The sequence below is a fragment of the Streptomyces cyslabdanicus genome, assembly GCF_052663305.1.
This window is the reverse complement of record NZ_JBQRUW010000002.1, coordinates 173,767-200,055: the sequence shown is the minus strand read 5'-3', so window position 1 is coordinate 200,055 and position 26,289 is coordinate 173,767. Positions and strand designations below refer to the sequence as shown.

The window sequence follows — 26,289 nt, the reverse complement described above, 5'->3', positions numbered from 1 at the left end:
CTTGTGATCGCCCTCTCCCTCGCCGAGATCGCAGCAGTCGTCGGCGGGCAGACGCACGACATACCGGATCCGTCCGTGAAGGTCACCGGGCCGGTGGTCCGGGACTCCCGCGAGGTGGTGCCCGGCAGCCTCTTCGTCGCCTTCGTCGGCGAGCGCGTGGACGGCCACGACTTCGCCGCGGCCGTCGTCGAGGCGGGAGCGGCCGCCGTGCTGGCGTCCCGCCCCGTCGGCGTGCCCGCGATCGTCGTCGAGGACGTGCAGTCCGCGCTCGGCGCGCTCGCCCGCCACGTCGTCGAACGGCTGGGCGCGACCCTGGTCGCCCTCACCGGCTCCGCGGGCAAGACCAGCACCAAGGACCTCGTCGCCCAGGTGCTGCGGCGCAAGGCGCCGACCGTGTTCACGCCCGGCTCCCTCAACAACGAGATCGGGCTGCCGCTGACCGCGCTGAGCGCCACCGAGGAGACGAGGTTCCTCGTGCTGGAGATGGGCGCCCGCGGTATCGGTCACATCCGGTACCTGGCCGGACTGACCCCGCCGAAGGTCGGCCTGGTGCTCAACGTCGGCACCGCCCACATCGGCGAGTTCGGCGGCCGTGAGCAGATCGCCCAGGCGAAGGGCGAGCTGGTGGAGAGCCTGCCCGCGGCCGAGGACGGCGGAACCGCGATCCTCAACGCGGACGATCCGCTGGTACGGGCCATGGCCTCCCGTACGAAGGCGAAGGTGCTCCTTTTCGGAGAGTCCGGCGAAGCGGACGTACGCGCCGAGAACGTGAGACTCACGGACAGCGGGCAGCCCGCCTTCAGGCTTCACACACCCTCCGGTGCAAGCGATGTGACGATGCGCCTGTACGGTGAGCATCACGTGTCGAACGCGCTCGCCGCGGCCGCCGTCGCCCATGAGCTGGGCATGTCCGCAACTGAGATCGCGACCGCGCTCTCCGAGGCGGGCTCCCTCTCCCGGTGGCGGATGGAGGTCACCGAGCGCCCGGACGGCGTGACGGTCGTCAACGACGCCTACAACGCCAACCCCGAGTCCATGCGGGCCGCGCTGCGCGCGCTCGTGGCCATGGGCGGGGGACGGCGGACCTGGGCGGTGCTCGGCGAGATGGCCGAGCTCGGGGACGAGGCGCTCGCCGAGCACGACGCGGTCGGACGGCTCGCCGTTCGGCTCAACGTCAGCAAGCTCGTCGCGGTCGGGGGCAGGGAAGCGTCCTGGCTGCAACTGGGCGCATATAACGAGGGTTCGTGGGGTGAGGAGTCGGTGCACGTGTCCGACGCACAGGCGGCGATCGACCTGTTGCGCAGCGAGTTGCGCCCAGGGGACGTCGTCCTCGTGAAGGCGTCCCGTTCGGTCGGCCTCGAGAGCGTCGCCCAGGCGTTGCTCGAGACCGGTGCCGAGGGTGAGGTCGCAGCCCGATGATGAAGCAGATCCTGTTCGCGGGAGTCATTGGCCTCTTCCTGACGCTGGTCGGCACCCCGTTGCTGATCAAGCTGCTGGCCCGCAAGGGCTACGGCCAGTACATCCGCGACGACGGCCCGCGCGAGCACGCCAGCAAGCGCGGTACGCCGACCATGGGTGGCATCGCCTTCATCCTGGCCACGGTCGCCGCGTACTTCCTGTCCAAGGTGATCACCGGTTACACCCCGACCTACTCGGGCCTGCTGGTGCTCGGCCTGATGGTCGGCATGGGCCTGGTCGGCTTCCTCGACGACTACATCAAGATCGTCAAGCGCCGTTCGCTGGGTCTGCGGGCCAAGGCGAAGATGGCCGGCCAGCTGATCGTCGGCATCGCCTTCGCGGTGCTCGCGCTGCAGTTCGCCGACAGCCGCGGCAACACCCCCGCCTCCAAGAAGCTGTCGTTCATCACCGACTTCGGCTGGACGATCGGCCCGGTGCTGTTCGTGGTCTTTGCGCTGTTCATGATCCTCGCGATGTCGAACGGCGTGAACCTCACCGACGGTCTGGACGGTCTGGCCACCGGCGCATCCGTGCTCGTCTTCGGCGCCTACACCTTCATCGGTGTCTGGCAGTTCCAGGAGTCCTGCGCCAATGCGATGACCCTGACCAACCCCAACGCCTGCTACGAGGTGCGCGACCCGCTCGACCTCGCGGTCGTGGCCTCAGCGCTGATGGGCGCCTGCCTCGGCTTCCTGTGGTGGAACACCTCGCCGGCCAAGATCTTCATGGGTGACACCGGTTCGCTCGCGCTCGGCGGTGTGCTCGCGGGCCTGGCGATCTGCTCCCGCACCGAGCTGCTGGTCGCACTGCTGGGCGGCCTGTTCGTGCTCATCACCATGTCGGTGGTGATCCAGGTCGGCTCCTTCCGGCTCACCGGAAAGCGGGTCTTCCGGATGGCGCCGCTCCAGCACCACTTCGAACTCAAGGGCTGGTCCGAAGTGCTCGTCGTGGTCCGTTTCTGGATCATTCAGGGCATCTGTGTGATTGTCGGACTGGGTCTCTTCTACGCGGGATGGGCAGCGGACAAGTGACCGACTGGCAGGGTAGGAACGTCACCGTCGCGGGACTCGGTGTCTCCGGTGTCCCGGCGGCCAAGGTCCTGCACGGCCTCGGCGCGCACGTCACCGTCGTCAACGACGGCGACGACGAGCGCGCCCGGACCCAGGCGGCCGAGCTGGAGGCGCTCGGTGTCACCGTGCGCCTCGGTGACGGGGACACCCTGCCGGAGGGCACCGAGCTGATCGTCACCGCGCCCGGCTGGCAGCCGGACAAGCCGCTGTTCCACGCCGCCGAGCAGGCCGGCGTACCGGTCTGGGGCGACGTGGAACTCGCCTGGCGGCTGCGCGGCCGCGGCGGTGGAAAAGCAGCCCCCTGGCTCGCCGTGACGGGCACCAACGGCAAGACCACCACCGTGCGGATGCTCGCCGCCATCCTCGAGGCGGCGGGCCTGCGCACCGCGGCCGTCGGCAACATCGGCGTCTCCCTCCTCGACGCCGTCCTCGGCGAGGAGCGCTACGACGTCCTGGCGGTGGAGCTGTCGAGCTACCAGCTGCACTGGGCGCCCTCGCTGCGCGCCCACTCCGCCGCCGTCCTCAACCTCGCCCCCGACCACCTCGACTGGCACGGCTCCATGGAGGCCTACGCCGCCGACAAGGGCCGTATCTACGAGGGCAATCGCGTCGCCTGCGTCTACAACGCCGCCGACAAGGCGACCGAGGACCTGGTGCGCGAGGCGGACGTCGAGGAGGGCTGCCGCGCCGTCGGGTTCACGCTCGGCACGCCCGGCCCCTCCCAACTCGGCGTCGTGGACGGCATCCTGGTCGACCGCGCCTTCGTCGAGAACCGGCAGAAGAACGCCCAGGAGCTGGCCGAGGTCTCCGACGTCACCCCGCCCGCCCCGCACAACATCGCCAACGCCCTCGCCGCGGCGGCCCTGGCACGCGCCTTCGGCGTTCCGGCGCAGGCCGTCCGGGACGGCCTGCGGGCCTTCACCCCGGACGCCCACCGCATCGCGCACGTGGCCGACGTGGACGGTGTCGCCTACGTCGACGACTCCAAGGCCACCAACACCCACGCGACGCAGGCCTCGTTGGCGGCGTACGAGTCGATCGTGTGGATCGCGGGCGGTCTCGCCAAGGGCGCCACCTTCGACGAGCTCGTCGCGAGCGCGGCGAAGCGGCTGCGCGGCGCCGTCCTCATCGGAGCCGATCGCGCGCTCATCCGTGACGCCCTCGCGCGACACGCCCCGGAAGTACCCGTCGTCGACCTCGACCGGACCGACACTGGGGCGATGCTCCAGGCCGTCCAGGAGGCGCGGCGGCTCGCACGGCCCGGCGACACGGTCCTGCTGGCCCCGGCCTGTGCCTCCATGGACATGTTCGCCAACTACAACAGGCGCGGCGAGGCGTTCGCGGAGGCCGTATCCGGACTCGGCGCCTGATCCCGGCCGCCCCCGCTGCCGGGCGACCTCGGGAGGGAGGCGTGGGACCCGTGAGCCGATCCGGACCTGCGCGGCCGACGTACAGCGGAGGACCCGATGCCCGGTAGCCCCGGCAGCAGCCGTACCGGCCGGCCGCCCGTGCAGCGGACCGTCAAGCGCCCGACGGCCGACCCGGCCCCCGGCCAGGTCTCCGTGGCGGGCCTGCTCGTGCGCGCGCGTCGGGCCTGGGACCGGCCGCTGACCGCCTACTACCTGATCCTCGGCGGCAGCCTGCTGCTCACCGTGCTGGGTCTGGTGATGGTCTACTCGGCCTCCCAGATCACCGCGTTGCAGAAGGCGCTGCCGGGCTCGTTCTTCTTCCGCAAACAACTGCTCGCGGCCGTGATCGGTACCGGGCTGCTGCTGCTCGCCGCCCGGATGCCGGTCAGGCTGCACCGGGCGCTGGCCTACCCGATCCTGGCGGGCGCGGTGGCCCTGATGGCGCTGGTGCAGGTGCCGGGAATAGGGGTGGCGGTCAACGGCAACCAGAACTGGATCTCGCTGGGCGGCTCCTTCCAGATCCAGCCCAGCGAGATCGGCAAGCTGGCGCTGGTGCTGTGGGGAGCCGACCTGGTCGCGCGCAAGCAGGACAAGCGTTTGCTGTCCCAGTGGAAGCACATGCTGGTGCCGCTCGTCCCGGTCGCCTTCATGCTGCTCGGGCTGATCATGCTCGGCGGCGACATGGGCACCGCGATCATCCTCACCGCGATCCTTTTCGGCCTGCTGTGGCTGGCGGGCGCGCCCACCCGGCTCTTCGTGGGGGTGCTGTCGTTCGCCTGCGTGATCGGCTTCCTGTTCATCCAGATGAGCCCCAACCGCCTCGGCCGGTTCGCCTGCGTCGGCTCCAGCGACGCGAACAAGTGCTGGCAGGCGGTGCACGGCATCTACGCCCTGGCCTCCGGCGGGCTGTTCGGTTCCGGACTGGGTGCCAGTGTGGAGAAATGGGGCCAACTCCCCGAAGCCCACACCGACTTCATCTTCGCCGTCACCGGTGAGGAGCTGGGCCTGGCGGGGACGCTGTCGGTGCTCGCCCTGTTCGCCGCTCTAGGCTATGCGGGCATCCGCGTGGCCGGACGCACGGAGGACCCCTTCGTGAGATACGCCGCGGGAGGCGTGACCACCTGGATCACCGTGCAGGCGGTGATCAACATCGGTGCGGTGCTCGGCCTGCTGCCGATCGCCGGCGTCCCGCTCCCGCTGTTCTCCTACGGAGGATCCGCCCTGCTGCCGACCATGTTCGCCATCGGGCTGCTGATCGCGTTCGCGCGGGACGAGCCCGCTGCGCGGGCTGCGCTTGCCATGCGGCAACCTCGCTTTGGTAGAAAGCGGGCAGGAGGCTTGGCGCCGGGCCGGGGATCCGACCGCGGATCCGGTCGCGAGCCTCGGAGATGGAACACGATGCGACGGCGTGCCTCTGCGGCGCGTCCGTCCGGAGAGCGGTGAATTTCGGTGCATGTCGTACTTGCCGGCGGAGGTACCGCGGGCCACATCGAGCCCGCGCTCGCCCTCGCGGACGCCCTGCGCAGGCAGGACCCGACCGTGGGGATCACGGCCCTGGGCACGGAGCGCGGCCTGGAGACCCGGCTCGTGCCCGAGCGGGGCTACGAGCTCGGGCTGATCCCGGCGGTGCCGCTGCCGCGCAAGCCCACCCCCGAGCTGATCACCGTCCCGGGCCGGCTGCGCGGCACGATCAAGGCGGCCGAGCAGATCCTGGAGCGCACCAAGGCGGACGCCGTGGTCGGCTTCGGCGGCTACGTCGCCCTGCCCGGCTATCTGGCCGCCAAGCGGCTCGGTGTGCCCATCGTCGTCCATGAGGCCAACGCCCGCCCGGGTCTGGCCAACAAGATCGGTTCGCGGTACGCGGCACAGGTCGCCGTCTCCACGCCCGACAGCAAGCTGCGCGGTGCCCGTTACATCGGCATTCCGCTGCGCCGCGCCATCGCCACCCTGGACCGGGCGGCCGTGCGCCCCGAGGCCCGTGCGGCGTTCGGGCTCGACCCGAACCTGCCCACGCTGCTGGTCTCCGGCGGCTCCCAGGGCGCCCGCCGGCTCAACGAGGTGGTCCAGCAGGTCGCGCCCTGGCTCCAGCAGGCGGGCATCCAGATCCTGCACGTGGTCGGTCCGAAGAACGAACTGCCCCAGGTTCAGCAGATGCCGGGAATGCCGCCCTACATCCCGGTAAGTTACCTTGACCGGATGGACCTCGCGTACGCCGCGGCCGACATGATGCTCTGCCGCGCCGGCGCGATGACCGTCGCCGAACTCTCCGCCGTCGGGCTCCCGGCCGCCTACGTTCCGCTGCCCATCGGCAACGGCGAACAGCGGCTGAACGCCCAGCCGGTGGTCAAGGCCGGCGGCGGCCTGCTGGTCGACGACGCGGAACTCACCCCCGAGTGGGTGCAGCAGAACGTTCTGCCCGTGCTCGCCGATCCGCACCGGCTGTACCAGATGTCCCGCGCCGCCGGGGAGTTCGGCCGCCGGGACGCCGACGAGCTGCTCGTCGGCATGGTGTACGAGGCCATCGCCTCGCACCGTTAGGACCGTAGGCACGAAAGGGCTTGAGAGCGTGGCCGGACCGACGACCGTGGAACGCGGTGAACGCCAGCAGGAGTCGTCGTCCGGCCCGCCACTGGTCCACCGGCTGAGACGGCTGCGCCCTCGTACGATCGTCATCCTTTCGCTGGTCCTGGTGTGTCTCGGCGCCGGTTCCCTGTGGGTCCTGTACGGCTCGCAGTGGGCGCGCGTGGAGCACGTGTCCGTCTCCGGTGCCGACGTCCTGACGCCCGATCAGGTGCGCGCGGCCGCCGGAGTACGGCTCGGAACGCAGCTGATTTCCGTCGACACCGATGCGGTCGAGGCTCGGCTGCGTCATGAATTGCCCCGAATTGACTCGGTTGACGTGGTGCGCTCATGGCCACACGGAATCGGGTTGAAAGTGGTCGAGCGTACTCCGGTCATGGTGGAGGAAAAGGGCGGAAAGTTCGTCGAAGTGGACGCGAAGGGCGTCCGGTTCGCCACGGTTTCCCAGGCGCCGAAAGGCGTGCCCCTGCTGGAATTGTCACTTTCCCGCTCCAGTGCGGCCGCCGCGAGTCTGCGGCGCTTCGGAGAGGCCCGGCTCGTGCGTGAGGCGGTCGCGGTCGCGGGCCGGATTCCCGCCGCGGTCGCCCGGGAGACCCGGACCGTCAAGGTCCGTACCTACGACGACATCTCACTGGAGTTGAGCAGGGGCCGCACCGTCGCCTGGGGCAGCAGCGAGGACGGCCGGCTGAAGGCCCGCACCCTGACCGCGCTGATGAAAGCGGCGCCCGGCGCGCGGCACTTCGACGTCCGGGTTCCCACCGCTCCCGCGTCATCGGGGAGTTGACGCACATCAGCGCAGGCCAACACCCTGGTTGAGTGCGGCTACGGCTGATCACATAGGGTGAAAAGAAAAACGGGAGGTTCGGCGTGTTCGTTGAACGGGCGCCACTTGTCGACTTAGTGTCCTGTTCCGAAGACTTCAAGGAACAGACACACTGGTAACCCTAAACTTCAGGGTTAGGGTTCGGGTCGGCGTTCGGACCGTCCCATTCGGCATCAGTCGTCGGGTCGCGGCAGGACCGCGAGGCGGCGACACGTAACTCGAGGCGAGAGGCCTTCGACGTGGCAGCACCGCAGAACTACCTCGCAGTCATCAAAGTCATCGGTGTCGGCGGCGGTGGTGTCAATGCCATCAACCGGATGATCGAGGTCGGTCTCAAGGGCGTCGAGTTCATCGCCATCAACACCGACGCGCAGGCGCTGTTGATGAGCGACGCCGACGTCAAGCTCGATGTCGGCCGCGAACTCACACGCGGGCTCGGCGCCGGGGCCAACCCGGCCGTCGGCCGCAAGGCCGCCGAGGACCACCGTGAGGAGATCGAGGAGGTCCTCAAGGGGGCCGACATGGTCTTCGTGACGGCCGGTGAGGGCGGCGGCACCGGTACCGGCGGCGCGCCCGTCGTGGCCAACATCGCGCGCTCGCTGGGTGCCCTCACCATCGGTGTGGTCACGCGCCCGTTCACCTTCGAGGGGCGGCGCCGCGCGAACCAGGCCGAGGACGGCATCGCCGAGCTCCGCGAAGAGGTCGACACCCTTATCGTCATCCCCAACGACCGGCTGCTGTCCATCTCGGACCGCCAGGTCAGCGTGCTCGACGCGTTCAAGTCCGCGGACCAGGTGCTGCTGTCCGGTGTGCAGGGCATCACCGACCTGATCACCACCCCCGGCCTGATCAACCTGGACTTCGCCGACGTGAAGTCGGTCATGTCCGAGGCCGGCTCGGCGCTCATGGGCATCGGCTCGGCCCGCGGTGACGACCGCGCGGTGGCCGCGGCCGAGATGGCGATCTCCTCCCCGCTCCTCGAGGCCTCCATCGACGGCGCCCGGGGCGTGCTCCTGTCCATCTCCGGCGGCTCCGACCTCGGTCTGTTCGAGATCAACGAGGCCGCCCAGCTGGTCAGTGAGGCCGCGCACCCCGAGGCCAACATCATCTTCGGCGCGGTCATCGACGACGCCCTCGGCGACGAGGTCCGGGTCACCGTGATCGCGGCCGGCTTCGACGGCGGCCAGCCGCCGGCCCGCCGGGACAACGTCCTCGGCTCGGCCTCCACCCCGCCCGCGGCCCGCCGCGAGGAGCCGGCCCCGGTGCGGCAGTCGGAGAGCCGCCCGACCTTCGGCTCGCTCGGCAGCGTGACGCCGAAGGAGGAGCAGGAGCCCGTCGCACCCGAGCCGGTGCAGGACCTGCCGCCCGTGGCCCCGCCCGTCACCCCGTCGCCGCGCAGCTACTCCGACAGCGCGGCCGAGGAGCTGGACGTCCCGGACTTCCTCAAGTGATAGGTCTGCACGACACCGCGAGCGGCGCGCACTTCGCCTTCACCGACCGGTGGGGCGGGGTGAGCGCCGTTCCGTTCGAGGAGCTCAATCTCGGCGGCGCGGTCGGCGACGACCCCGGCGCGGTACGCGCCAACCGCGAACGGGCCGCCGCGTCGCTCGGACTCGATCCGGACCGGGTGGTCTGGATGAACCAGGTGCACGGCAACGACATCGCCGAGGTCGACGGGCCGTGGGCCACGCGGCGCATCCCGGCGGTCGACGGTCTGGTGACCGCGACCCGCGGACTCGCCCTGGCCGTGCTCACCGCCGACTGCGTTCCGGTACTGCTCGCCGACCCGGTCGCCGAAGTGGTCGCCGCGGTCCACGCCGGGCGGCCCGGCATGGTCAAGGGGGTCGTCCCGGCCGCGGTCGAGGCGATGGAGTCGCTCGGCGCCCGGCCCGACCGCATCACCGCCCGCATCGGACCCGCCGTGTGCGGCCGGTGCTACGAGGTGCCGGAGGACCTGCGCGCCGAGGTGGCCGCCGTGGAGCCGGCGGCGCACTCCGAGACGAGTTGGGGCACACCGGCCGTCGATGTGAGCGCCGGCGTGCACGCGCAACTCGAACGTCTCGGGGTGCACGACCGGGAGCAGTCCCCGGTGTGCACACGGGAGTCGGATGATCACTTCTCGTACCGCCGCGACCGCACCACGGGTCGGCTCGCGGGCTATGTCTGGCTGGACTGATGGGGCATGACGGACCGTAGGAACGAACTCGCCGGAAACCTGGCGAAGGTGGAGCGGCGCATCGCCGCCGCGTGCGCGGCCGCGGGCCGGGCGCGGGAGGAGGTGACCCTCATCGTGGTCACCAAGACCTACCCGGCCGCGGATGTGCGGATGCTGTCGGAACTCGGGGTGCGGCACACCGCCGAGAACCGGGACCAGGAGGCGGCGCCCAAGGCCGCCGAGTGTGCTGATTTGCCCCTGACGTGGCATTTTGTTGGTCAACTTCAAACCAATAAAGTGCGATCCGTGGTCGGTTACGCCGATGTCGTCCAGTCGATCGACCGTTCCCGGCTCGTCACCGCGCTCTCCAGGGAGGCCGTGCGGGCGGAGCGTGAGCTCGGCTGCCTCATCCAGGTGGCGCTGGACGCGGGGGCGAGTGGACGCGGGGAGCGGGGAGGCGTGGGGCCCGGCGGAATCGAAGAGTTGGCCGACCTGGTCGCCCGCTCCGAGGGACTCCGGCTCGACGGACTGATGACCGTCGCCCCGCTGACCGGGGAGTACGCCGGCCGGCAACAGGCCGCGTTCGAGCGCCTCATGGATTTGTCGACCGGCCTGCGCGCGGCCCATCCGGCTGCCACCATGGTTTCGGCAGGGATGAGTGGGGACCTCGAACAGGCCGTGGCCGCCGGAGCGACACATGTGCGCGTCGGCAGCGCGGTACTCGGAGTCCGCCCCAGGCTCGGGTAACGTCGCCAAGAAGTCGGACCACAGCAGAAAATATGGTCAATATCGCCCAACGGGGCGCAACGACCTCGTGGATCGCGGGCACTTGGCGGTCGTCAGCGGATCCACCACAGAGCGGAGGACTCAGAGCATGGCCGGCGCGATGCGCAAGATGGCGGTCTACCTCGGCCTCGTGGAGGACGATGGGTACGACGGCCGGGGATTCGACCCCGATGACGACTTCGAACCCGAACTGGACCCGGAACCCGAGCGGGACCGTCGACGGCACGATCCGCCGCACCAGTCGCATGGAACGCATCAGCCCCAAAGGGATGAAGCGGTGCGAGTGGTGCAGCCTCCGGCGCCCCGCGAACCGGTGTCGCATTCCGCTTCGCTCCCGGCGGAATCCGGGCGGCCGGCGCGCATCGCGCCCGTGGCGTCCATCACACAAGACCGTGCAAGCCTGGAGAAGAACGCACCGGTGATCATGCCCAAGGTCGTGTCGGAACGAGAGCCGTACCGGATCACCACACTTCACCCCCGGACCTACAACGAGGCCCGTACCATCGGGGAACACTTCCGTGAGGGCACCCCGGTGATCATGAATCTGACTGAGATGGATGACACAGATGCGAAGCGACTTGTCGACTTTGCCGCCGGTTTGGTGTTTGGTCTTCACGGCAGTATCGAGCGGGTGACGCAGAAGGTGTTCCTGTTGTCGCCTGCTAACGTCGATGTCACGGCGGAGGACAAGGCCCGCATCGCAGAGGGCGGGTTCTTCAACCAGAGCTGAGACGCACCACCGAAGTACTGGCACGGAACAGGGGAGAGGGAAGCACCGATCATGCGTGTGGCCATGGAGGTTCTCTACATCGCGCTGATGGTGTTCCTCATCGTGCTGATCTTTCGGTTGGTCATGGACTATGTGTTCCAGTTCGCCCGCTCGTGGCAACCCGGCAAGGCGATGGTGGTCGTTCTGGAGGCCACCTACACTGTCACCGATCCACCGCTGAAGCTTCTGCGGCGGTTCATCCCGCCGCTGCGTCTCGGGGGCGTGGCGCTCGACCTGTCCTTCTTCGTACTGATGATCATCGTCTACATCCTGATCTCCGTGGTGGGGAATCTCGCGAGGTGACTGTGGACGATACGGTCTTGCCGACTGCCGATGACTACGTTGAGGTGAAGAGATGCCGTTGACCCCCGAGGACGTGCGGAACAAGCAGTTCACGACCGTCCGCCTCCGAGAAGGCTATGACGAGGACGAGGTCGATGCCTTCCTCGACGAGGTCGAAGCCGAGCTGACCCGTCTGCTCCGCGAGAACGAGGACCTGCGCGCCAAGCTGGCCGCGGCCACGCGTGCTGCTGCCCAGAACCAGCAGAACATGCGCAAGCCTCCGGAGGACCAGCAGCAACCACCTCATCCTCAGCAGCAGGGCATGCGAGGACCGGGCGCTCCGGTGCCCGCCGGGATATCGGGCCCGCCGCAGCAGCAGATGGGCGGCCCCATGGGTGGCCCGCCCCAGCTGCCCAGCGGTGCCCCGCAGCTGCCTGCCGGCCCGGGCGGTCAGGGTCCCCAGGGTCCCGGCCCCGGCCCCGGCCCCGGCCAGATGGGTCAGGGCCCCATGGGTCAGGGCCCCATGGGTCAGGGTCCGATGGGTCAGGGTCCGATGGGTCAGGGTCCGATGGGCCAGGGTCAGATGGGTCAGGGCCCGATGCAGGGTCAGATGGGCCCCGGTCCGATGGGCGGCCCCGGTCCCATGGGCGGCCCCGGCCCGATGGGTCAGGGTCCCGGTGGCGACAGCGCCGCGCGCGTCCTGTCGCTGGCCCAGCAGACCGCCGACCAGGCGATCGCCGAGGCGCGGTCCGAGGCCAACAAGATCGTCGGCGAGGCGCGTTCGCGTGCCGAGGGTCTGGAGCGTGACGCCCGTGCCAAGGCCGACGCCCTGGAGCGGGACGCGCAGGAGAAGCACCGCGTCGCGATGGGCTCCCTGGAGTCCGCCCGCGCCACGCTGGAGCGCAAGGTCGAGGACCTGCGCGGCTTCGAGCGCGAGTACCGCACGCGCCTGAAGTCGTACCTGGAGTCGCAGCTGCGCCAGCTGGAGACCCAGGCGGACGACTCCCTCGCCCCGCCGCGCACTCCTGCGGCCCCGTCCCTCCCGCCGTCCCCGGCGCCCTCCATGGCCCCGGCCGGCGCGAGCGCCCCGTCGTACGGTGGCGGCCAGCCGATGGGCGGTGCGCCCGGCCCGACCGGTCCGTCCTACGGTGGTCAGCAGCAGATGGCCCCGGCGATGACCCAGCCGATGGCCCCGGTGCGTCCGCAGGGTCCGGCCCCGATGGGTCAGGCGCCCTCGCCGATGCGCGGCTTCCTGATCGACGAGGACGACAACTGAGGGAACCCTGAAGGGTTCTGGTGACTAGGCGTCGGCAGCCTGAGAGAACGGCCCCGGAGGGACATCCCTCCGGGGCCGCTCCCGTGTTCCCGTAACGCCGTGGGCGGCGCCCGGCGTCCGTGTGGTGGGGGCGTACGGAGGCGGGGAGCCCTCCGGTTCGCGACCGGTGCGCTCCCCGCCGGGGCGAGTGCCGTCCCCCTTGTGGGTTACGCCTTGTGGAGGCGGAACGTCAGGGACAGGCCCTCGTCGCTGAAGGCGTCGCCGTAGGAGGCGTCCGCCTCGCCCTGGGCGAAGTCCGTCGCCAGGACCTCCTCGGCGATCAGCGACGCGTGCTCGCTCAGCGCGGCGATGGTCGCCGGGTCCGTGGCGGTCCAGCGCAGCGCGATCCGGTCGGCCACGTCGAGGCCGCTGTTCTTGCGGGCCTCCTGGATCAGCCGGATCGCGTCACGGGCCAGCCCGGCCTGGCGCAGCTCCTCCGTGATCTCCAGGTCCAGGGCGACCGTGGCACCGGAGTCGGACGCCACCGACCAGCCCTCGCGCGGGGTCTCGGTGATGATCACCTCGTCCGGCGCGAGCGTCACCGTCTCGCCGTCGACCTCCACCGACGCCGTGCCCTCGCGCAGCGCCAGCGACAGCGCCGCCGCGTCCGCGCCGGCGACGGCCTTGGCGACGTCCTGCACCCGCTTGCCGAACCGCTTGCCCAGCGCACGGAAGTTGGCCTTGGCGGTGGTGTCCACCAGGGACCCGCCGACCTCGCTGAGCGATGCCAGGGAGGAGACGTTCAGCTCTTCCGTGATCTGCGCGTGCAGCTCCCGGTCCAGGGACTCGAAGCCCGCCACCGCGACGAGCGCGCGCGACAGCGGCTGGCGGGTCTTGACGCCGGACTCGGCGCGGGTGGCACGGCCCAGCTCCACCAGGCGGCGCACCAGGACCATCTGCTGCGACAGCTCCGGGTCGATCGCCGTCAGGTCCGCCTCGGGCCAGGTGGCCAGGTGCACCGACTCCGGGCCGCCCGGGGTCACCGGCACGACCAGGTCCTGCCAGACCCGCTCGGTGATGAACGGGGTGATCGGCGCCATCAGCCGGGTCACCGTCTCCAGCACGTCGTGCAGCGTGCGCAGCGCGGCCTTGTCGCCCTGCCAGAAGCGGCGGCGCGAGCGGCGGACGTACCAGTTCGACAGGTCGTCGACGAACGCGGACAGCAGCTTGCCGGCGCGCTGGGTGTCGTACGCCTCCAGGGCCTGCGTGACCTGGTCGGTCAGCGCGTGCAGCTCGCTGAGCAGCCAGCGGTCGAGCAGCGGGCGGTCGGCGGGGGCCGGGTCGGCCCCGGTGGGCGCCCAGGCGGACGTACGGGCGTACAGGGCCTGGAAGGCGACGGTGTTCCAGTAGGTGAGGAGCGTCTTACGGACGACCTCCTGGAGGGCGCCGTGACCGACCCGGCGGGCCGACCACGGGGAGCCGCCGGCCGCCATGAACCAGCGCACCGCGTCCGCGCCGTGCTGGTCCATGAGCGGGATGGGCTGGAGGATGTTGCCCAGGTGCTTGGACATCTTCCGGCCGTCCTCGGCGAGGATGTGGCCCAGGCAGACGACGTTCTCGTACGACGACTTGTCGAAGACCAGCGTGCCGACCGCCATCAGCGTGTAGAACCAGCCGCGGGTCTGGTCGATCGCCTCGGAGATGAACTGCGCCGGGTACCGGCTCTCGAACAGCTCCTTGTTCTTGTACGGGTAGCCCCACTGCGCGAACGGCATCGAACCCGAGTCGTACCAGGCGTCGATGACCTCGGGCACGCGCGTGGCCGTCTTCTCGCACTGCGGGCACGGGAAGGTGACCTCGTCGATGAACGGGCGGTGCGGGTCCAGCTCCGACTGGTCGGTGCCGGTCAGGCCGGTCAGCTCCGCGCGGGAGCCGACGCAGGTGAGGTGGCCGTCCTCGCAGCGCCAGATCGGCAGCGGGGTGCCCCAGTAGCGGTTGCGGGACAGCGCCCAGTCGATGTTGTTGTTCAGCCAGTCGCCGTACCGGCCGTGCTTGACGTTCGAAGGGAACCAGTTGGTCTTCTCGTTCTCCTCGAGCAGCCGGTCCTTGATCGCGGTGGTGCGGATGTACCAGGACGGCTGCGCGTAGTACAGCAGCGCGGTGTGGCAGCGCCAGCAGTGCGGGTAGCTGTGCTCGTACGGCACGTGCCGGAACAGCAGGCCGCGGTCGCCGAGGTCCGCGGTGAGCCGCTCGTCGGCCTTCTTGAAGAACACGCCGCCGACCAGCGGCACGTCCTCCTCGAACGTGCCGTCCGGGCGGACGGGGTTGACCACGGGCAGGCCGTAGGACCGGCAGACCTTGAGGTCGTCCTCGCCGAAGGCGGGGGACTGGTGGACCAGGCCCGTGCCGTCCTCGGTGGTGACGTACTCGGCGTTGACCACGTAGTGCGCGGGCGCGTCGAACTCGACGAGCTCGAACGGGCGTTGGTACGTCCAGCGCTCCATCTCGGCGCCCGTGAAGGTCTCGCCCGTGGTCTCCCAGCCCTCGCCGAGCGCCTTGGCGACGAGCGGTTCGGCGACGACGATCCTCTCCGTACCGTCCGTCGCGACCACGTAGGTCACCTCGGGGTGCGCGGCGACCGCGGTGTTGGACACCAGCGTCCACGGGGTCGTCGTCCACACCAGGAGCGAGGCCTGGCCGGCGAGCGGGCCGGAGGTGAGCGGGAAGCGGACGTAGACGGACGGGTCGACGACCGTCTCGTAGCCCTGGGCCAGCTCGTGGTCCGACAGGCCCGTGCCGCAGCGGGGGCACCAGGGGGCGACCCGGTGGTCCTGGACCAGCAGGCCCTTGTTGAAGATCTCCTTCAGCGACCACCAGACGGACTCGATGTACTCGGGCTCCATGGTGACGTATGCCTCGTCGAGGTCGACCCAGTAGCCCATGCGGGTCGTCAGCTCGGAGAACGCGTCGGTGTGGCGGAGCACGGACTCGCGGCACTTTTCGTTGAACGCGGCGATGCCGTACGCCTCGATGTCCTTCTTGCCGCTGAAGCCGAGCTCCTTCTCGACCGCCAGCTCCACCGGCAGGCCGTGGCAGTCCCAGCCGGCCTTGCGGGCCACGTGGTAGCCGCGCATGGTGCGGAAGCGGGGGAAGACGTCCTTGAAGACGCGGGCCTCGATGTGGTGGGCGCCCGGCATGCCGTTGGCGGTGGGCGGGCCTTCGTAGAACACCCACTCGGGGCGGCCCTCGGACTGCTCCAGGCTCTTGGCGAAGATCTTCTGCTCGCGCCAGAAGTCGAGCACGGCGTGCTCGAGGGCGGTCAGGTCGACCTGGGCGGGCACCTGGCGGTACTGCGGCTGCGTGTTCAACGAGCTTCCTCCGGCGGATGTGCTGCCTTCCGTCGGAGGGACGAGAGCCTTTGTGCTGTCCACGCCGTGTGCGGCGCGCTCCCGCGGTACCACCCTCCTTGGCCCACCGGTGCGCCGTACGCTCCGACGAGCCCCCTCATTGGGGTCGCGATGCCGGTTCTACCGGCCCCTGGCTCCGTGCTGGGGCTTTCTTCCGGCGGCTCCGGGGTGATCTTCACGTCGTGCTCGCCCCCGGGCTCACACCGTCCCCGGGTCGCTCTGGGCTGCGTACGCCGCTACTCGTCCCCATCCACGCTTTTCGCTCCGCCCAGTGTACGGCGCCCGGGCGGTCGCGGCCGACCCGATTTCCCAAGCGGCGGTGACCCGGATGGCGCGGTGCTGCCGTTCGGATCGTAGGACGGGAGACTGGTCGGATTACGTGGCGGCGAGCTGGGCACAACGCATGCATGTCGGCCGCGCGATCCACGCGAGGCGGGCGAATCGGGCGGCGTGCCCCGTTGCCGCGGGACTCGAGTCGATTTATCGTCCCAGCACGATTCGCGAGCAAGATCACAATATGTGAAGGGGCCGCGGCCATGGTGGCGAAGAAGACCGCCGAGCAGTCGGCGTCCGGCAGGTTCCGGGGCTCCGGTCCCGACGCCGCCGGCGGCGCGGCCCGAAAGACCACCCGAACGGCGGCCAGGGCGTCAAGCACGGCCGCGAAGGAGGCGGTGGCCATGAAGGAGAGGGTCACGCCGAAGCAGACGGCCAAGGCCGGACCGACGACGGGACGCGGGCGCAGGGGCCCGGCGACCAGGACGAACGCGTCCAAGCCGCCCGCGGCGAAGGGGGTCGGGCAGCGGCCGCCCGAGGCCTCGGGGCCCGGGGAGGAACCCGCTGCCGCCGGACAGAGGCCGACGGCGCCCGTGGAACCCGCACCGGCGGCTCCCGCGAAGAGCGCGAGGAGGGCGACGGCGAAGAAGGCGGCCGCGAGGGAGCCCCGTGGGTCGGCGGGCAAGGCCCCACCGGAGGCGACCGCGCCGAAGGCGGCACCGGAGAGCGGGCCCGCCGCCGGGGGACCCCGCCCCGAGGGCGCCGAGGCGAAGAAGCCCCCGGGCAGGCGGGCCACGGGCACAAAGACCCCCGCCGAGGCCCAGGACGCGGGGGAGAAGCCCCCCGAAGCGGAAACCGGCACCGGCAAGCAGGGCGCCCGGAAGGCGGGCGGGCGCGGGGGCGCCCGGAAGGCGGTTGCCACCGGTGGGGGTGCGGCAGCCGAGGAGGCGGGCGCGCGGGAGCAGGGCGGCGAGGAGCCGGTGGGGGAGAGCACGGGGGCGGGCGGCCGGCGGAAGGGCGGCCGGAAGGCGAGTGCGGGGACGGTCCCCGCACGGGCGGCGGCCCCGGACGGCCGCGCCGACGGGGCGGGGACAGGGGCTGGGGACGGGGACGGCGCGGGTCGCGTGGCGGCTCCTGGTGTCTCCGGTGCGGGTGCGGGCAGGAAGAGGACGGCCAAGAAGGTGGGCGCGGCTCGGGCCGCGAAGCAGACGGGAGCCACGACAGTGGTTGCGAAGAAGACTCCTGGCACGGCCGCGGCGGCGAAGACCGCCGTCCCGAAGGCCCGCATCGCCGCGGCGGTGGATCCGGGCGACCTCCCGGTACGCCCGGGCGAGGATCCCTGGACCCTGGAGGAGGTCTCGGCGGCCCGCGCGGAGCTGGAGTCCGAGATGGAACGGCTGAGTACCGAGATCACCTCGTCCGAGGAGTCCCTCGCGGGCCTGATGCGGGACTCCGGCGACGGCGCGGGCGACGACGAGGCGGACACCGGCAGCAAGAACATCACGCGCGAGCACGAGCTGGCGCTGGCCGCCAACGCGCGCGAGATGCTCACCCAGACCGAGCGGGCCCTGCAACGGCTCGACACGGGCACCTACGGCCTGTGCGAGAACTGCGGCGACCCCATCGGCAAGGCCCGCATGCAGGCCTTCCCGCGGGCCACCCTGTGCGTGGCGTGCAAGCAGAAGCAGGAACGCCGGTACTGAACCGGGTGCGAGGCGTGCCGTAGTCTCGTCCTCAGTCAGGTACCTAGGTCAAGGGACTCACGTGGCAGAGGCGGAGCGCATCATCGGTACGCCGGACACTCCGGACGCGGCGGGAGCGGGGCGGCGACGCCCCGGAGAGGACGCCGTGCGGGGCGGCCCGTCCGGCGCCGACGGCACGGCGGCGGGCGCGGACGAGACGAACGGGACGCGGGCCGGCGCGGACGGACGGGCACCCGCCGCCGAGCGGCCCCGCGGCCGGCGCCGCATCGCCGTGCTGTTCACGGTCGCGGCCATCGCCTACGCCCTCGACCTGGCCAGCAAGATGCTCGTGGTGGCCAAGCTGGAGCACCGCCCGTCGATCCGGATCATCGGCGACTGGCTGCAGCTGGAGGCGATCCGCAACGCGGGCGCGGCCTTCGGCTTCGGCGAGGCCTTCACCGTGATCTTCACGGTCATCGCGGCCGCCGTGATCGTGGTGATCGCCCGCCTCGCCCGCAAGCTCTACAGCCTGCCCTGGGCCATCGCGCTCGGCCTGCTGCTCGGCGGCGCGCTGGGCAATCTCACCGACCGGCTCTTCCGCGCGCCGGGCGTGTTCGAGGGCGCGGTCGTCGACTTCATCTCGCCCAAGCACTTCGCCGTGTTCAACCTCGCCGACTCGGCGATCGTGTGCGGCGGCATCCTGATCGTGCTGCTCTCCTTCCGCGGCCTCGACCCGGACGGGACCGTCCACAAGGACTGAGCCCGGGACCGGGCCGCCGGTCCGGTCCGTCATACTCGACGGGTGAGCACGATTCCCGAGATCCGTACCCTGCCCGTGCCCGAAGGCCTGGAGGGCGAGCGCGTCGACGCCGCCATCTCCCGGATGTTCGGCTTCTCCCGTACGAAGGCGGCGGAGCTGGCCGCCGCGGGCAAGGTGCTGGTCGACGGCACGGTGGCCGCCAAGTCCGAGCGGGTGCGCGGCGGTGCCTGGCTCGAGGTCGAGATGCCGCAGGCACCCGCGCCCGTGCAGGTGGTCGCCGAGCCGGTCGAGGGCATGGAGATCGTGCACGACGACGACGACGTGGTCGTGATCGTCAAGCCGGTCGGCGTCGCCGCGCACCCCAGCCCCGGCTGGTCGGGACCGACCGTGATCGGCGGCCTCGCGGCGGCCGGCTACCGCATCTCCACCTCCGGCGCCGCCGAGCGCCAGGGCATCGTGCACCGCCTCGACGTCGGCACCTCGGGCCTGATGGTGGTCGCCAAGTCGGAGCGCGCGTACACGTCGCTCAAGCGCCAGTTCAAGGAGCGCACGGTCGACAAGCGCTACCACACCCTGGTCCAGGGCCACCCCGACCCGACCAGCGGCACCATCGACGCGCCCATCGGGCGGCACCCGAACCACGACTACAAGTGGGCCGTCACCGCCGACGGCAAGCCCTCCGTCACGCACTACGACCTGATCGAGGCGTTCCGCGCCGCCTCCCTGCTCGACGTCAAGCTGGAGACCGGGCGCACCCACCAGATCCGCGTCCACATGGCCGCCCACCGCCACCCCTGCGTCGGCGACCTGACCTACGGCGCCGACCCCACCCTCGCCAAGCGGCTGAGGCTGACCCGCCAGTGGCTGCACGCGGTGCGGCTCGGCTTCGAGCACCCCGGCGACGGCCAGTGGGTGGAGTTCGCCAGCGACTACCCCGAGGACCTCCAGAAGGCCCTGGACCGGGTCCGCGAGGAGACGTACGCATGAGCCTGCCGTACGTGGTGCGTGTCGCCGAGGACCCCGCCGACCGCGAGGCCTGCTTCGCGGTGCGCAAGGAGGTCTTCGTCGTGGAGCAGGGCGTTCCGCAGGACCTCGAGTACGACGCGTACGACGCCGTCGCCGTGCACGTGCTGGCGGTCCGCGAGGACGGCGTGCCGCTCGGCACCGGACGGCTGCTGTACGGCGCCGAGGCCGCCGCGAAGACCGGCGGCGACCCGGCGCTCGGTTCCCTCGGGCGGCTCGCCGTCACCGGGGACGCGCGCGGTCTCGGCATCGGCGTCGCCCTGGTGCGCGCCGTCGAGGACGCGGCACGCGCGCGCGGCCTCTCGGCGGTGGACCTGCACGCGCAGAGCCACGCGCTCGGCTTCTACGAGCGGCTGGGGTACGAGGCGTACGGACCGGAGTTCCCCGACGCGGGCATCCCGCACCGGGCGATGCGGCGCGCCCTGTAGTCCACGGGTCCGAAGCGGCCGGTGAGCGGGGTGGCGTGGCAGGCTGGAAACCTGCCGTGTGATCGTCCGACGTTCCGGAGCGCTGAGCGTGGATCAGTTGGCCCTGCTGTTCGTCGTGTTGCTGGGGGCCGTGATCAGCGTCCCGGTCGGCGACCGGTTCGGGCTGCCCGCGCCGGTCCTGATGACGCTGCTCGGGATCGTCCTCGCCGTGCTCGGCTTCGTGCCGAACGTCGCCATCCCACCCGTCCTGATCCTGCCCGCCCTGCTGCCGCCGCTGCTCTACGCCGCCGTACGGCGTACGTCCTGGCGGCAGTTCACGGCACACAAACGGCCCATCTTCCTGCTGGCCGTGGCACTGGTGTTCGTCACCACCTTCTGCGTCGCCGCCGTCTCGCACGCCATCGTGCCGGGGTTGTCCGTCGCCGCCGCCGTGGCCCTGGGCGCGCTGGTCGCGCCGCCCGACCCGGTCGCGGCGACCGCGGTGGCCGGGCAGCTCGGACTGCCGCGCCGCCTGGTGTCGATCCTGGAGGGCGAGGGGCTGTTCAACGACGTCACGGCCATCGTCCTCTACCACGTGGCGATCGCGGCCGCCGTCAGCGGGGAGTTCTCGGTCTGGCGGGCCGGGCTCGACCTGGTGCTCTCGGCGGTGGTGGCGGTGGCCGTGGGCATGGTGCTCGGCTGGGGCACGAACAAGGTGCTGGACCTGCTGGGGGACCCGACCCTGCAGATCGGGCTGACGCTGCTCGTGCCCTACGCCTCCTACGTGCTGGCCGAGGAGCTGCACGGTTCCGGCGTCCTCGCCGTGCTCACCACCGCGCTGTTCCTCGCCGAGTACGCCTCCGACGCCGACGACGTGCTGACCCGGCTGGCCGGGCACACCGTCTGGGACGTCGTGGACACGCTCGTCACCGGGGTCGCGTTCGGGCTGATCGGCCTCGAACTGCACAACGCGCTGCGCACCGCCTCGGGCCGGTGGGGCGAGTTGCTCGGCTGGGCGGGCGTGGTCGTGGCCGTGGTGGTGCTCGTACGGCTGGTGTGGCTGCTGCCGGCCACCTGGCTCACCAAACGGCTGCACGCGCTGCGCGACTACGAGGAGGACATCCCCATGACCTGGCGGGAGACCGTCGTCATGTGGTGGTCCGGGATGCGCGGCGTGGCCTCGGTGGCGCTCGCCCTGGCCATTCCGCTGAAGACGGACAGCGGCGCACCCTTCCCCGACCGGGACGAGATCGTGTTCATCGCCTTCGGGGTGATCATGGCGACGCTCGTGCTCCAGGGGCTCACGCTGCCGTGGCTGGTCAAACGGCTGGGGGTACGGGCGGACAGCGAACGGGAGAAGGCGTTCGAGGAGGAACTGGCGGCGCGCGCGTCGCGGGCGGCCAGGCGGCGGCTGCGGGAGATCGAGGCGGTCGAGGAACTGCCGGAGGAACTGTCCGAGCAGATGCTGCGCCGGGCCTTCGACATCGGGCTGCGGATCAGCCCGCAGTGGGGGGAGGAGGAGCGCAGGGAGGGCCACGACAAGCGCGTACGGCGGCTGCGCCGGCTGCGGCGGATCCAGAGCGAGATGCTGAGCGCGGCGCGGCACGAGGTGCTGGCGGCACGCCGGGAGCCGGGGGCCGACCCGGAGATCGTGGACCGGGTACTGCGCCACCTGGACGTACGCAGTCTGCGGTGAGCCGCGCTCGGCGTACGGGCCCGGCCGGTGCCGTCTCGGTACGCTCGGATCATGAGTCGCAACGTCGTCATCAGCGGGGGCGGTACGGGGATCGGACTCGCCGCGGCGCGGACCTTCGCGGCCGACGGGGACCGGGTGCTGCTGCTCGGGCGGCGGGGCGAGGTACTGCAGCGGGCCGGGGTGCCGGGCGCGCTGACGTTCGCCGCCGACGTGGGTGACGTGGCCGGGGTACGGTCGGTCGCCCGCTTCGTGGCCGACGAGCTCGGGGCCGTGGACGTGCTGATCCACAGCGCCGGAGGGTCGGGGCGGCTGGAGTCCCGGGCGGAGCGGGAGGATCCGCTCGACCGCGTCGCCGACGACTGGATGGTCAACTTCCGGATCAACACCCTGACCGCCGTGCTGCTGACGGAGGCCCTCAGGGAGCGGCTCGCCGAACCGGGCGGCCGGGTGCTGTTCCTCAGCTCCATCGCCGCCTACCGCGGTTCCGGCAGCGGCGCCTACGCCGCCTCCAAGGCCGCGCTGCATCCCTACGCCCACGACCTGGCCCGCCGGTTGGGCCCGCGCGGGATCACGGTGAACGTGGTCGCGCCCGGATACGTCGAGGACACCGACTTCTTCGGCGACGCGATGGACGACGCCCGCCGCGAACGGCTCGTCGCCGAGACCTCCACCGGCCGCCCCGGGACCCCGGGCGACATCGCGGCCACCCTCCACTGGCTCGCCTCACCGGCCGCCGCCCACATCACCTCCCAGATCATCCAGGTCAACGGCGGCGCGGAACGCGGCCACTGAGCCCGCCACGCCCGTGACGGCCGCGGTCAGCCGCGGGTCGTCGGGGAGTTGCTGACGGCGGGGTGGGGCGTGCCGTCGTGGAACGGGGTGGGGAGGTCGGGGCGGCCCGGGGCCGGTACGGCCTCGGCCGTGGCGACGCGGGGGAGGGCGTAGGGGTGGTGTTCGCACAGCCAGCGGAGCAACTGCTCGCGGACCACGACCCGTACCGTCCAGATGTCGTCGGCGTCCTTCGCCGTCACCAGCGCCCGTACCTGCATCGTGGTCGGCGTCGTGTCCGTGACCACCAGGTTGTAGGCGCGGCCGTCCCAGGCCGGGCACTCGCGCAGGATGTCGCGCAACTTCTCGCGCATCGCGTCCAGCGGCGCGCAGTGGTCGAGGTGGAGGTAGACGGTGCCGGTCATCTGAGGGGTGCCGCGCGACCAGTTCTCGAACGGGTTGGACGTGAAGTACGACACCGGCATGGTGATCCGGCGCTCGTCCCAGGTCCGTACCGTCAGGAAGGTCAGCGTGATCTCCTCGATCGTGCCCCACTCGCCGTTGACGACGACGGTGTCACCGAGCCGCACCATGTCGCCGAACGCGATCTGCAGCCCCGCGAACATGTTGCTCAGCGTGGACTGCGCCGCGACACCGGCGACGATGCCGAGCAGGCCGGCCGAGGCCAGCAGCGAGGCACCGGCCGCGCGCATCGCCGGGAACGTCAGCAGCATCGAGGCCGCCGCCACCACGATGACCACCGCCGAGACCACGCGCATGATCAGCTCGACCTGGGTGCGCACCCGCCGCACCCGGGCCGGGTCCCGGTGTGCCTGGGCACTGGCGTAGCGCGAGTACGTGGTCTCGACGACGGCCCCCGCGATCCGGATCACCAGCCAGGCCGCCGAGCCGATCAGCACGAGGGTCAGTGTCCGGCCGATGCCGACCCGGTGCTCCTGGAGCAGTTCGGCCTGGTCGTAGGAGCCTCTCAGCAGGGCTGAGCACAGCACGAGCTGGTAGGGGACGCGGGCACGGCGCAGCAGGCACCACACCGGTTGGTCGTGGTGCCGTGCGTCGGCCTTGCGCAGCAGCAGGTCGGTGGCCCAGCCGATGACCAGGGTGAGGACGACCGAGCCGCCGGCGACGATCAGGGGGCGGAGTACGTTCTCCATGCTTGCGAACCTAACCCGCGACGCGCTGAGTGAACACGTGTGGACGTGAAGAACGCAGGTAGGGCGGGGGCGGTGTGACGAGGCTCTCCTCGGCCGGCCGCTCACCCTGCCGGGCGGACGCCGTCGTACCCGGCTGGCACCATGAGCGCATGAACATCGTGCTCTTCCACTCGACCTACGGCCTCAGACCCGCCGTACGCCAGGCCGCGGACCGGCTGCGTGCCGCCGGGCACGAGGTGTGGACGCCGGATCTCTTCGACGGCCGCTCGTTCGACACGGTCGAGGAGGGCAGGGCCTGCAAGGAGTCGATCGGCAACGACGAACTGCTCAGGCGGGCCGTGCTGGCCGCGGCGCCCTACTCGGAGCGGGGTCTGGTCTACGCGGGGTTCTCGTTCGGGGCCGCGACCGCGCAGACGCTCGCCCTCGGCGACGAGAAGGCCCGCGGTCTGCTCCTGCTGCACGGCACCTCGGACATCGCGCCGAACGCGAGCGCGGACGGACTGCCCGTCCAGTTGCACGTGGCCGAACCCGACCCGTTCGAGCCGGACGACTGGCTGAGCGCCTGGTACCTCCAGATGGGCCGGACCGGCGCGGACGTGGAGGTCTACCGCTACGCCGGGGCCGGCCACCTCTACACCGACCCCGACCTGCCGGACTACGACGAGGAGGCCGCCGAGGCCACCTGGCGGGTGGCGCTCGGCTTCCTCGCGGACCTCGGAACCGACTAGGGCTCGGAACCGACTGGGGTGCGGAACCGACTGGGGCTCGGAGCGGACTGGGGCGCGGAACCGCCCGGCCCGGGCCGGGCGCTCAGCGGACGAGGGGCGGGCGGTCCGGCAGAGGTCCGCCCGCCCCTCGCGCGGGATGCACGGCGGCGACGCCGTCCGGCCGGGGGTCAGCCCTTGAGGGCCGCGTCCATCGCCGTGTTGAACTCGTCCACCGTCATCGGCGGGTTCTCGGTGCCGGCCACGGTCACCTTCTTGCCGTCCATGACCAGGCTCGGGGTGCCGTCCACCCCGTCCTTGTTGTCGTCGAAGGTCTTCGACATGGCGACCGCCCAGGCGTCGTACTTGCCGCTCTTGACGTCCTTCTGGAACGACGTGTTCTTCTTCAGCGCCGGCACGGTGTCCGCCACCTTGAGGAGGTAGTCGTCGCTCTTGAACTTGTCGTCGTTCTCGTCCGGGTGCCACTTCGCCGAGTAGAGCGCGGCCTTGTAGTCGAGGAACGCCTCGGGGCTGACGTTGAGCGCGGCGCCCATGGCGCTCATCGCGTTCTTGGAGCCCTCGCCGTTGTCGTGGTTGTCGAGGAAGGTGCCGCCGATGTACTGGAGCTTGAACTTGCCGTCGTCGACGTCCTTCTTGACGGTCGCGCCGACGGCTTCCTCGAACTGGCCGCAGATCGGGCAGCGCGGGTCCTCGTAGATCTTGAGGGTCTTCTCGGCCGAGCTCTTGCCGATGACCACGGTCGTACCGTCGGTGCCGGTGGTGTTGGCCGGGGCGACGACCTTCTCGTCCTTCACGGCCTCCCAGTGGCCGGGCTTGTTGGCCTGGACGACGGCGTAGCCGATGCCGCCGGCCGCCGCCAGTACGGCGACGACCGTGCAGGCCACGACGAGCTGCCGCTTGACCTTGGCCCGCTTGGCCTCGCGCTCGCGCTCGGCGCGCAGCCGCTCCCGGGCCGCCGTCTTCGCCGACTGGGTGTTCCGCTTGCTCATGGTGGTGTTCTCCTGTGGGACGCGCAGCTGTCGTGCGCGGGATACGAGTGGGGACTGTCGTGCTCGGGGCGCCCAGGGGTGTCGCTCAGACGAGCGCGAGGGCGTCCGGGCACGGCGGTCCGCGCCGTCCCAGGGAGTGGACGAGGATGCGGGCGCGCAGCGTGGCGATCCGCGGCGCGGGACGCGTGGGCCGGACCAGCGGGCGGGTGCGGCGCACCGTGATCGCCGCCACCGCGAGCAGCAGCGGTCGGAAGGTCGTGGCGGCCGCCGCGCACAGCAGTTGGGCGAGCGCCCGCTCGCCGCGGCGCAGCCAGCCGGCCGCGAGCAGGCCGACGCCGATGTGCGCGGCCAGCAGCAGCCAGGCCGTGGCCGGGTCGGCGTGCGCGAGCAGGGCGGTCAGCCGGCCGGTGTCGGTGCCGGCCATCTGGGCCAGCGGGGTGCCGACGTCGGTGTGCCCGCCGCACAGCACGTCGAAGCCGACCGAGCGCAGGGGACCGGCGACCGGGCCGCCCGCGGGGCCGTAGCAGAGGTGCTGGCCGGTGGTGAAGACGGTGTCGGCGGCCAGCTCCAGCGGGACCAGCAGGGCCGCGATCCGCCCGAAGCCGCGCTCCCGGCCGGCCAGCGCGTAGGAGAGCAGGAACACGGCGGCCGCGACGGCGGCCACCGTGTTCAACGGCAGCGGGACCCGGGACAGCAGCACGTGCGACGCGGTGCTGAGCGTCACGACCATGGCTGTGAACAGCGCCGCGCGCACGGCTCTGAGCTTGGTCCCGGATATGTCCATAGCGAGACAAGAGTGT

General features: G+C 71.3%; 22 protein-coding genes and 1 pseudogene. 19 read left to right on the top strand and 4 right to left on the bottom strand.

All coding sequences use genetic code 11. The annotated features are described in order from the left end of the window. The first annotated feature begins 3 nt into the window (after positions 1-3). From ACTYVM_RS01490 to ACTYVM_RS01435, 12 genes are all read left to right on the top strand, one after another. A complete protein-coding gene (locus ACTYVM_RS01490; RefSeq protein ID WP_445524132.1) occupies positions 4-1,419 on the top strand; it encodes a UDP-N-acetylmuramoyl-tripeptide--D-alanyl-D-alanine ligase in 1,416 nt (471 codons plus the stop codon). After that, positions 1,419-2,489 (top strand): phospho-N-acetylmuramoyl-pentapeptide-transferase, encoded by a 1,071-nt coding sequence (gene mraY, locus ACTYVM_RS01485; protein ID WP_445524252.1) that lies wholly within the window; start codon positions 1,419-1,421, stop codon positions 2,487-2,489. Before ACTYVM_RS01490 ends, mraY begins: the two co-directional genes overlap by 1 nt. Continuing rightward, on the top strand, positions 2,471-3,898 hold the full coding sequence (gene murD / locus ACTYVM_RS01480; protein WP_445524131.1) for a UDP-N-acetylmuramoyl-L-alanine--D-glutamate ligase: 1,428 nt from the start codon (positions 2,471-2,473) through the stop codon (positions 3,896-3,898). The genes mraY and murD overlap by 19 nt, the downstream gene beginning before the upstream one ends. 96 nt (positions 3,899-3,994) lie before the next feature. After that, a complete protein-coding gene (gene ftsW / locus ACTYVM_RS01475) occupies positions 3,995-5,380 on the top strand; it encodes a putative lipid II flippase FtsW (RefSeq protein WP_445524130.1) in 1,386 nt (461 codons plus the stop codon). A gap of 6 nt (positions 5,381-5,386) precedes the next feature. Continuing rightward, positions 5,387-6,475 carry an undecaprenyldiphospho-muramoylpentapeptide beta-N-acetylglucosaminyltransferase gene (gene murG, locus ACTYVM_RS01470; protein ID WP_445524129.1) on the top strand — a complete coding sequence of 363 codons (1,089 nt, stop codon included), beginning with the start codon at positions 5,387-5,389 and terminating at the stop codon, positions 6,473-6,475. A gap of 28 nt (positions 6,476-6,503) precedes the next feature. After that, positions 6,504-7,301, top strand: a complete 798-nt coding sequence (locus tag ACTYVM_RS01465; RefSeq protein ID WP_445524128.1) for a cell division protein FtsQ/DivIB — start codon at positions 6,504-6,506, stop codon at positions 7,299-7,301. A 278-nt stretch (positions 7,302-7,579) separates the two neighbouring features. Then, complete coding sequence (ftsZ, locus tag ACTYVM_RS01460) at positions 7,580-8,791, top strand: cell division protein FtsZ (protein WP_400025902.1); 1,212 nt, start codon at positions 7,580-7,582, stop codon at positions 8,789-8,791. Further along, a complete protein-coding gene (gene pgeF, locus ACTYVM_RS01455) occupies positions 8,788-9,516 on the top strand; it encodes a peptidoglycan editing factor PgeF (protein WP_445524127.1) in 729 nt (242 codons plus the stop codon). The genes ftsZ and pgeF overlap by 4 nt, the downstream gene beginning before the upstream one ends. A 6-nt stretch (positions 9,517-9,522) precedes the next feature. Next, the gene (locus tag ACTYVM_RS01450; protein ID WP_445524126.1) at positions 9,523-10,242 is read left to right on the top strand and encodes a YggS family pyridoxal phosphate-dependent enzyme; all 720 of its coding nucleotides are present in this window, start codon (positions 9,523-9,525) and stop codon (positions 10,240-10,242) included. Between the two features lie 127 nt (positions 10,243-10,369). Beyond that, positions 10,370-11,011: a cell division protein SepF gene (locus ACTYVM_RS01445; RefSeq protein ID WP_400025907.1), complete on the top strand. Its 642-nt coding sequence runs from the start codon at positions 10,370-10,372 to the stop codon at positions 11,009-11,011. A gap of 51 nt (positions 11,012-11,062) precedes the next feature. Further along, positions 11,063-11,353: a YggT family protein gene (locus ACTYVM_RS01440; RefSeq protein ID WP_141361753.1), complete on the top strand. Its 291-nt coding sequence runs from the start codon at positions 11,063-11,065 to the stop codon at positions 11,351-11,353. Positions 11,354-11,405: 52 nt separating this feature from the next. Further along, entirely contained in the window at positions 11,406-12,608 is a 1,203-nt protein-coding gene (locus ACTYVM_RS01435) for a DivIVA domain-containing protein (protein ID WP_445524125.1), read from the top strand. Positions 12,609-12,814: 206 nt separating this feature from the next. Here ACTYVM_RS01435 and ileS read toward each other — a convergent pair whose 3' ends face one another. Beyond that, on the bottom strand, positions 12,815-15,955 hold the full coding sequence (gene ileS, locus ACTYVM_RS01430; protein WP_445524124.1) for an isoleucine--tRNA ligase: 3,141 nt from the start codon (positions 15,953-15,955) through the stop codon (positions 12,815-12,817). A gap of 1,448 nt (positions 15,956-17,403) precedes the next feature. Between ileS and ACTYVM_RS01425 the strand changes: the two are divergent. From ACTYVM_RS01425 to ACTYVM_RS01400, 6 genes and pseudogenes are all read left to right on the top strand, one after another. Continuing rightward, a pseudogene (locus ACTYVM_RS01425) lies at positions 17,404-17,970 on the top strand (TraR/DksA family transcriptional regulator); the annotation flags it as partial. Between the two features lie 61 nt (positions 17,971-18,031). Further along, positions 18,032-18,709: a signal peptidase II gene (gene lspA / locus ACTYVM_RS01420; protein WP_445524123.1), complete on the top strand. Its 678-nt coding sequence runs from the start codon at positions 18,032-18,034 to the stop codon at positions 18,707-18,709. A 42-nt stretch (positions 18,710-18,751) separates the two neighbouring features. Then, a complete protein-coding gene (locus ACTYVM_RS01415) occupies positions 18,752-19,696 on the top strand; it encodes an RluA family pseudouridine synthase (protein ID WP_445524122.1) in 945 nt (314 codons plus the stop codon). Further along, on the top strand, positions 19,693-20,160 hold the full coding sequence (locus ACTYVM_RS01410; protein ID WP_445524121.1) for a GNAT family N-acetyltransferase: 468 nt from the start codon (positions 19,693-19,695) through the stop codon (positions 20,158-20,160). The genes ACTYVM_RS01415 and ACTYVM_RS01410 overlap by 4 nt, the downstream gene beginning before the upstream one ends. An 88-nt stretch (positions 20,161-20,248) precedes the next feature. Next, positions 20,249-21,835, top strand: coding sequence for a Na+/H+ antiporter (locus ACTYVM_RS01405; protein ID WP_445524120.1), 1,587 nt, complete (start codon positions 20,249-20,251; stop codon positions 21,833-21,835). A gap of 51 nt (positions 21,836-21,886) precedes the next feature. Next, positions 21,887-22,627, top strand: a complete 741-nt coding sequence (locus ACTYVM_RS01400; protein WP_445524119.1) for an SDR family NAD(P)-dependent oxidoreductase — start codon at positions 21,887-21,889, stop codon at positions 22,625-22,627. Between the two features lie 26 nt (positions 22,628-22,653). Here the strand turns inward: ACTYVM_RS01400 and ACTYVM_RS01395 are convergent, their stop codons facing one another. After that, a complete protein-coding gene (locus ACTYVM_RS01395) occupies positions 22,654-23,775 on the bottom strand; it encodes a mechanosensitive ion channel family protein (RefSeq protein ID WP_445524118.1) in 1,122 nt (373 codons plus the stop codon). A 149-nt stretch (positions 23,776-23,924) separates the two neighbouring features. Here ACTYVM_RS01395 and ACTYVM_RS01390 point away from each other — a divergent pair, with 149 nt between their 5' ends. Beyond that, positions 23,925-24,503 (top strand): dienelactone hydrolase family protein, encoded by a 579-nt coding sequence (locus tag ACTYVM_RS01390; protein WP_445524117.1) that lies wholly within the window; start codon positions 23,925-23,927, stop codon positions 24,501-24,503. 167 nt (positions 24,504-24,670) lie between these two features. Here the strand turns inward: ACTYVM_RS01390 and ACTYVM_RS01385 are convergent, their stop codons facing one another. Together ACTYVM_RS01385 and ACTYVM_RS01380 are read right to left on the bottom strand one after the other, a co-directional pair. Next, complete coding sequence (locus ACTYVM_RS01385) at positions 24,671-25,489, bottom strand: thioredoxin domain-containing protein (RefSeq protein ID WP_445524116.1); 819 nt, start codon at positions 25,487-25,489, stop codon at positions 24,671-24,673. A gap of 85 nt (positions 25,490-25,574) precedes the next feature. Further along, positions 25,575-26,273 carry a hypothetical protein gene (locus tag ACTYVM_RS01380; RefSeq protein WP_445524115.1) on the bottom strand — a complete coding sequence of 233 codons (699 nt, stop codon included), beginning with the start codon at positions 26,271-26,273 and terminating at the stop codon, positions 25,575-25,577. Positions 26,274-26,289: the final 16 nt, after the last annotated feature.

Coding starts and splice junctions, on each gene's coding strand:
- ACTYVM_RS01395 (WP_445524118.1), bottom strand. CDS start 23,775: ATGGAGAACGTACTCCGCCCCCTGATCGTCGCCGGCGGCTCGGTCGTC.
- ACTYVM_RS01380 (WP_445524115.1), bottom strand. CDS start 26,273: ATGGACATATCCGGGACCAAGCTCAGAGCCGTGCGCGCGGCGCTGTTC.
- ACTYVM_RS01435 (WP_445524125.1), top strand. CDS start 11,406: ATGCCGTTGACCCCCGAGGACGTGCGGAACAAGCAGTTCACGACCGTC.
- ACTYVM_RS01385 (WP_445524116.1), bottom strand. CDS start 25,489: ATGAGCAAGCGGAACACCCAGTCGGCGAAGACGGCGGCCCGGGAGCGG.
- ACTYVM_RS01400 (WP_445524119.1), top strand. CDS start 21,887: ATGAGTCGCAACGTCGTCATCAGCGGGGGCGGTACGGGGATCGGACTC.
- ftsW (WP_445524130.1), top strand. CDS start 3,995: ATGCCCGGTAGCCCCGGCAGCAGCCGTACCGGCCGGCCGCCCGTGCAG.
- ACTYVM_RS01450 (WP_445524126.1), top strand. CDS start 9,523: ATGACGGACCGTAGGAACGAACTCGCCGGAAACCTGGCGAAGGTGGAG.
- mraY (WP_445524252.1), top strand. CDS start 1,419: ATGAAGCAGATCCTGTTCGCGGGAGTCATTGGCCTCTTCCTGACGCTG.
- murD (WP_445524131.1), top strand. CDS start 2,471: ATGGGCAGCGGACAAGTGACCGACTGGCAGGGTAGGAACGTCACCGTC.
- ACTYVM_RS01390 (WP_445524117.1), top strand. CDS start 23,925: ATGAACATCGTGCTCTTCCACTCGACCTACGGCCTCAGACCCGCCGTA.
- ACTYVM_RS01410 (WP_445524121.1), top strand. CDS start 19,693: ATGAGCCTGCCGTACGTGGTGCGTGTCGCCGAGGACCCCGCCGACCGC.
- ACTYVM_RS01440 (WP_141361753.1), top strand. CDS start 11,063: ATGCGTGTGGCCATGGAGGTTCTCTACATCGCGCTGATGGTGTTCCTC.
- ACTYVM_RS01445 (WP_400025907.1), top strand. CDS start 10,370: ATGGCCGGCGCGATGCGCAAGATGGCGGTCTACCTCGGCCTCGTGGAG.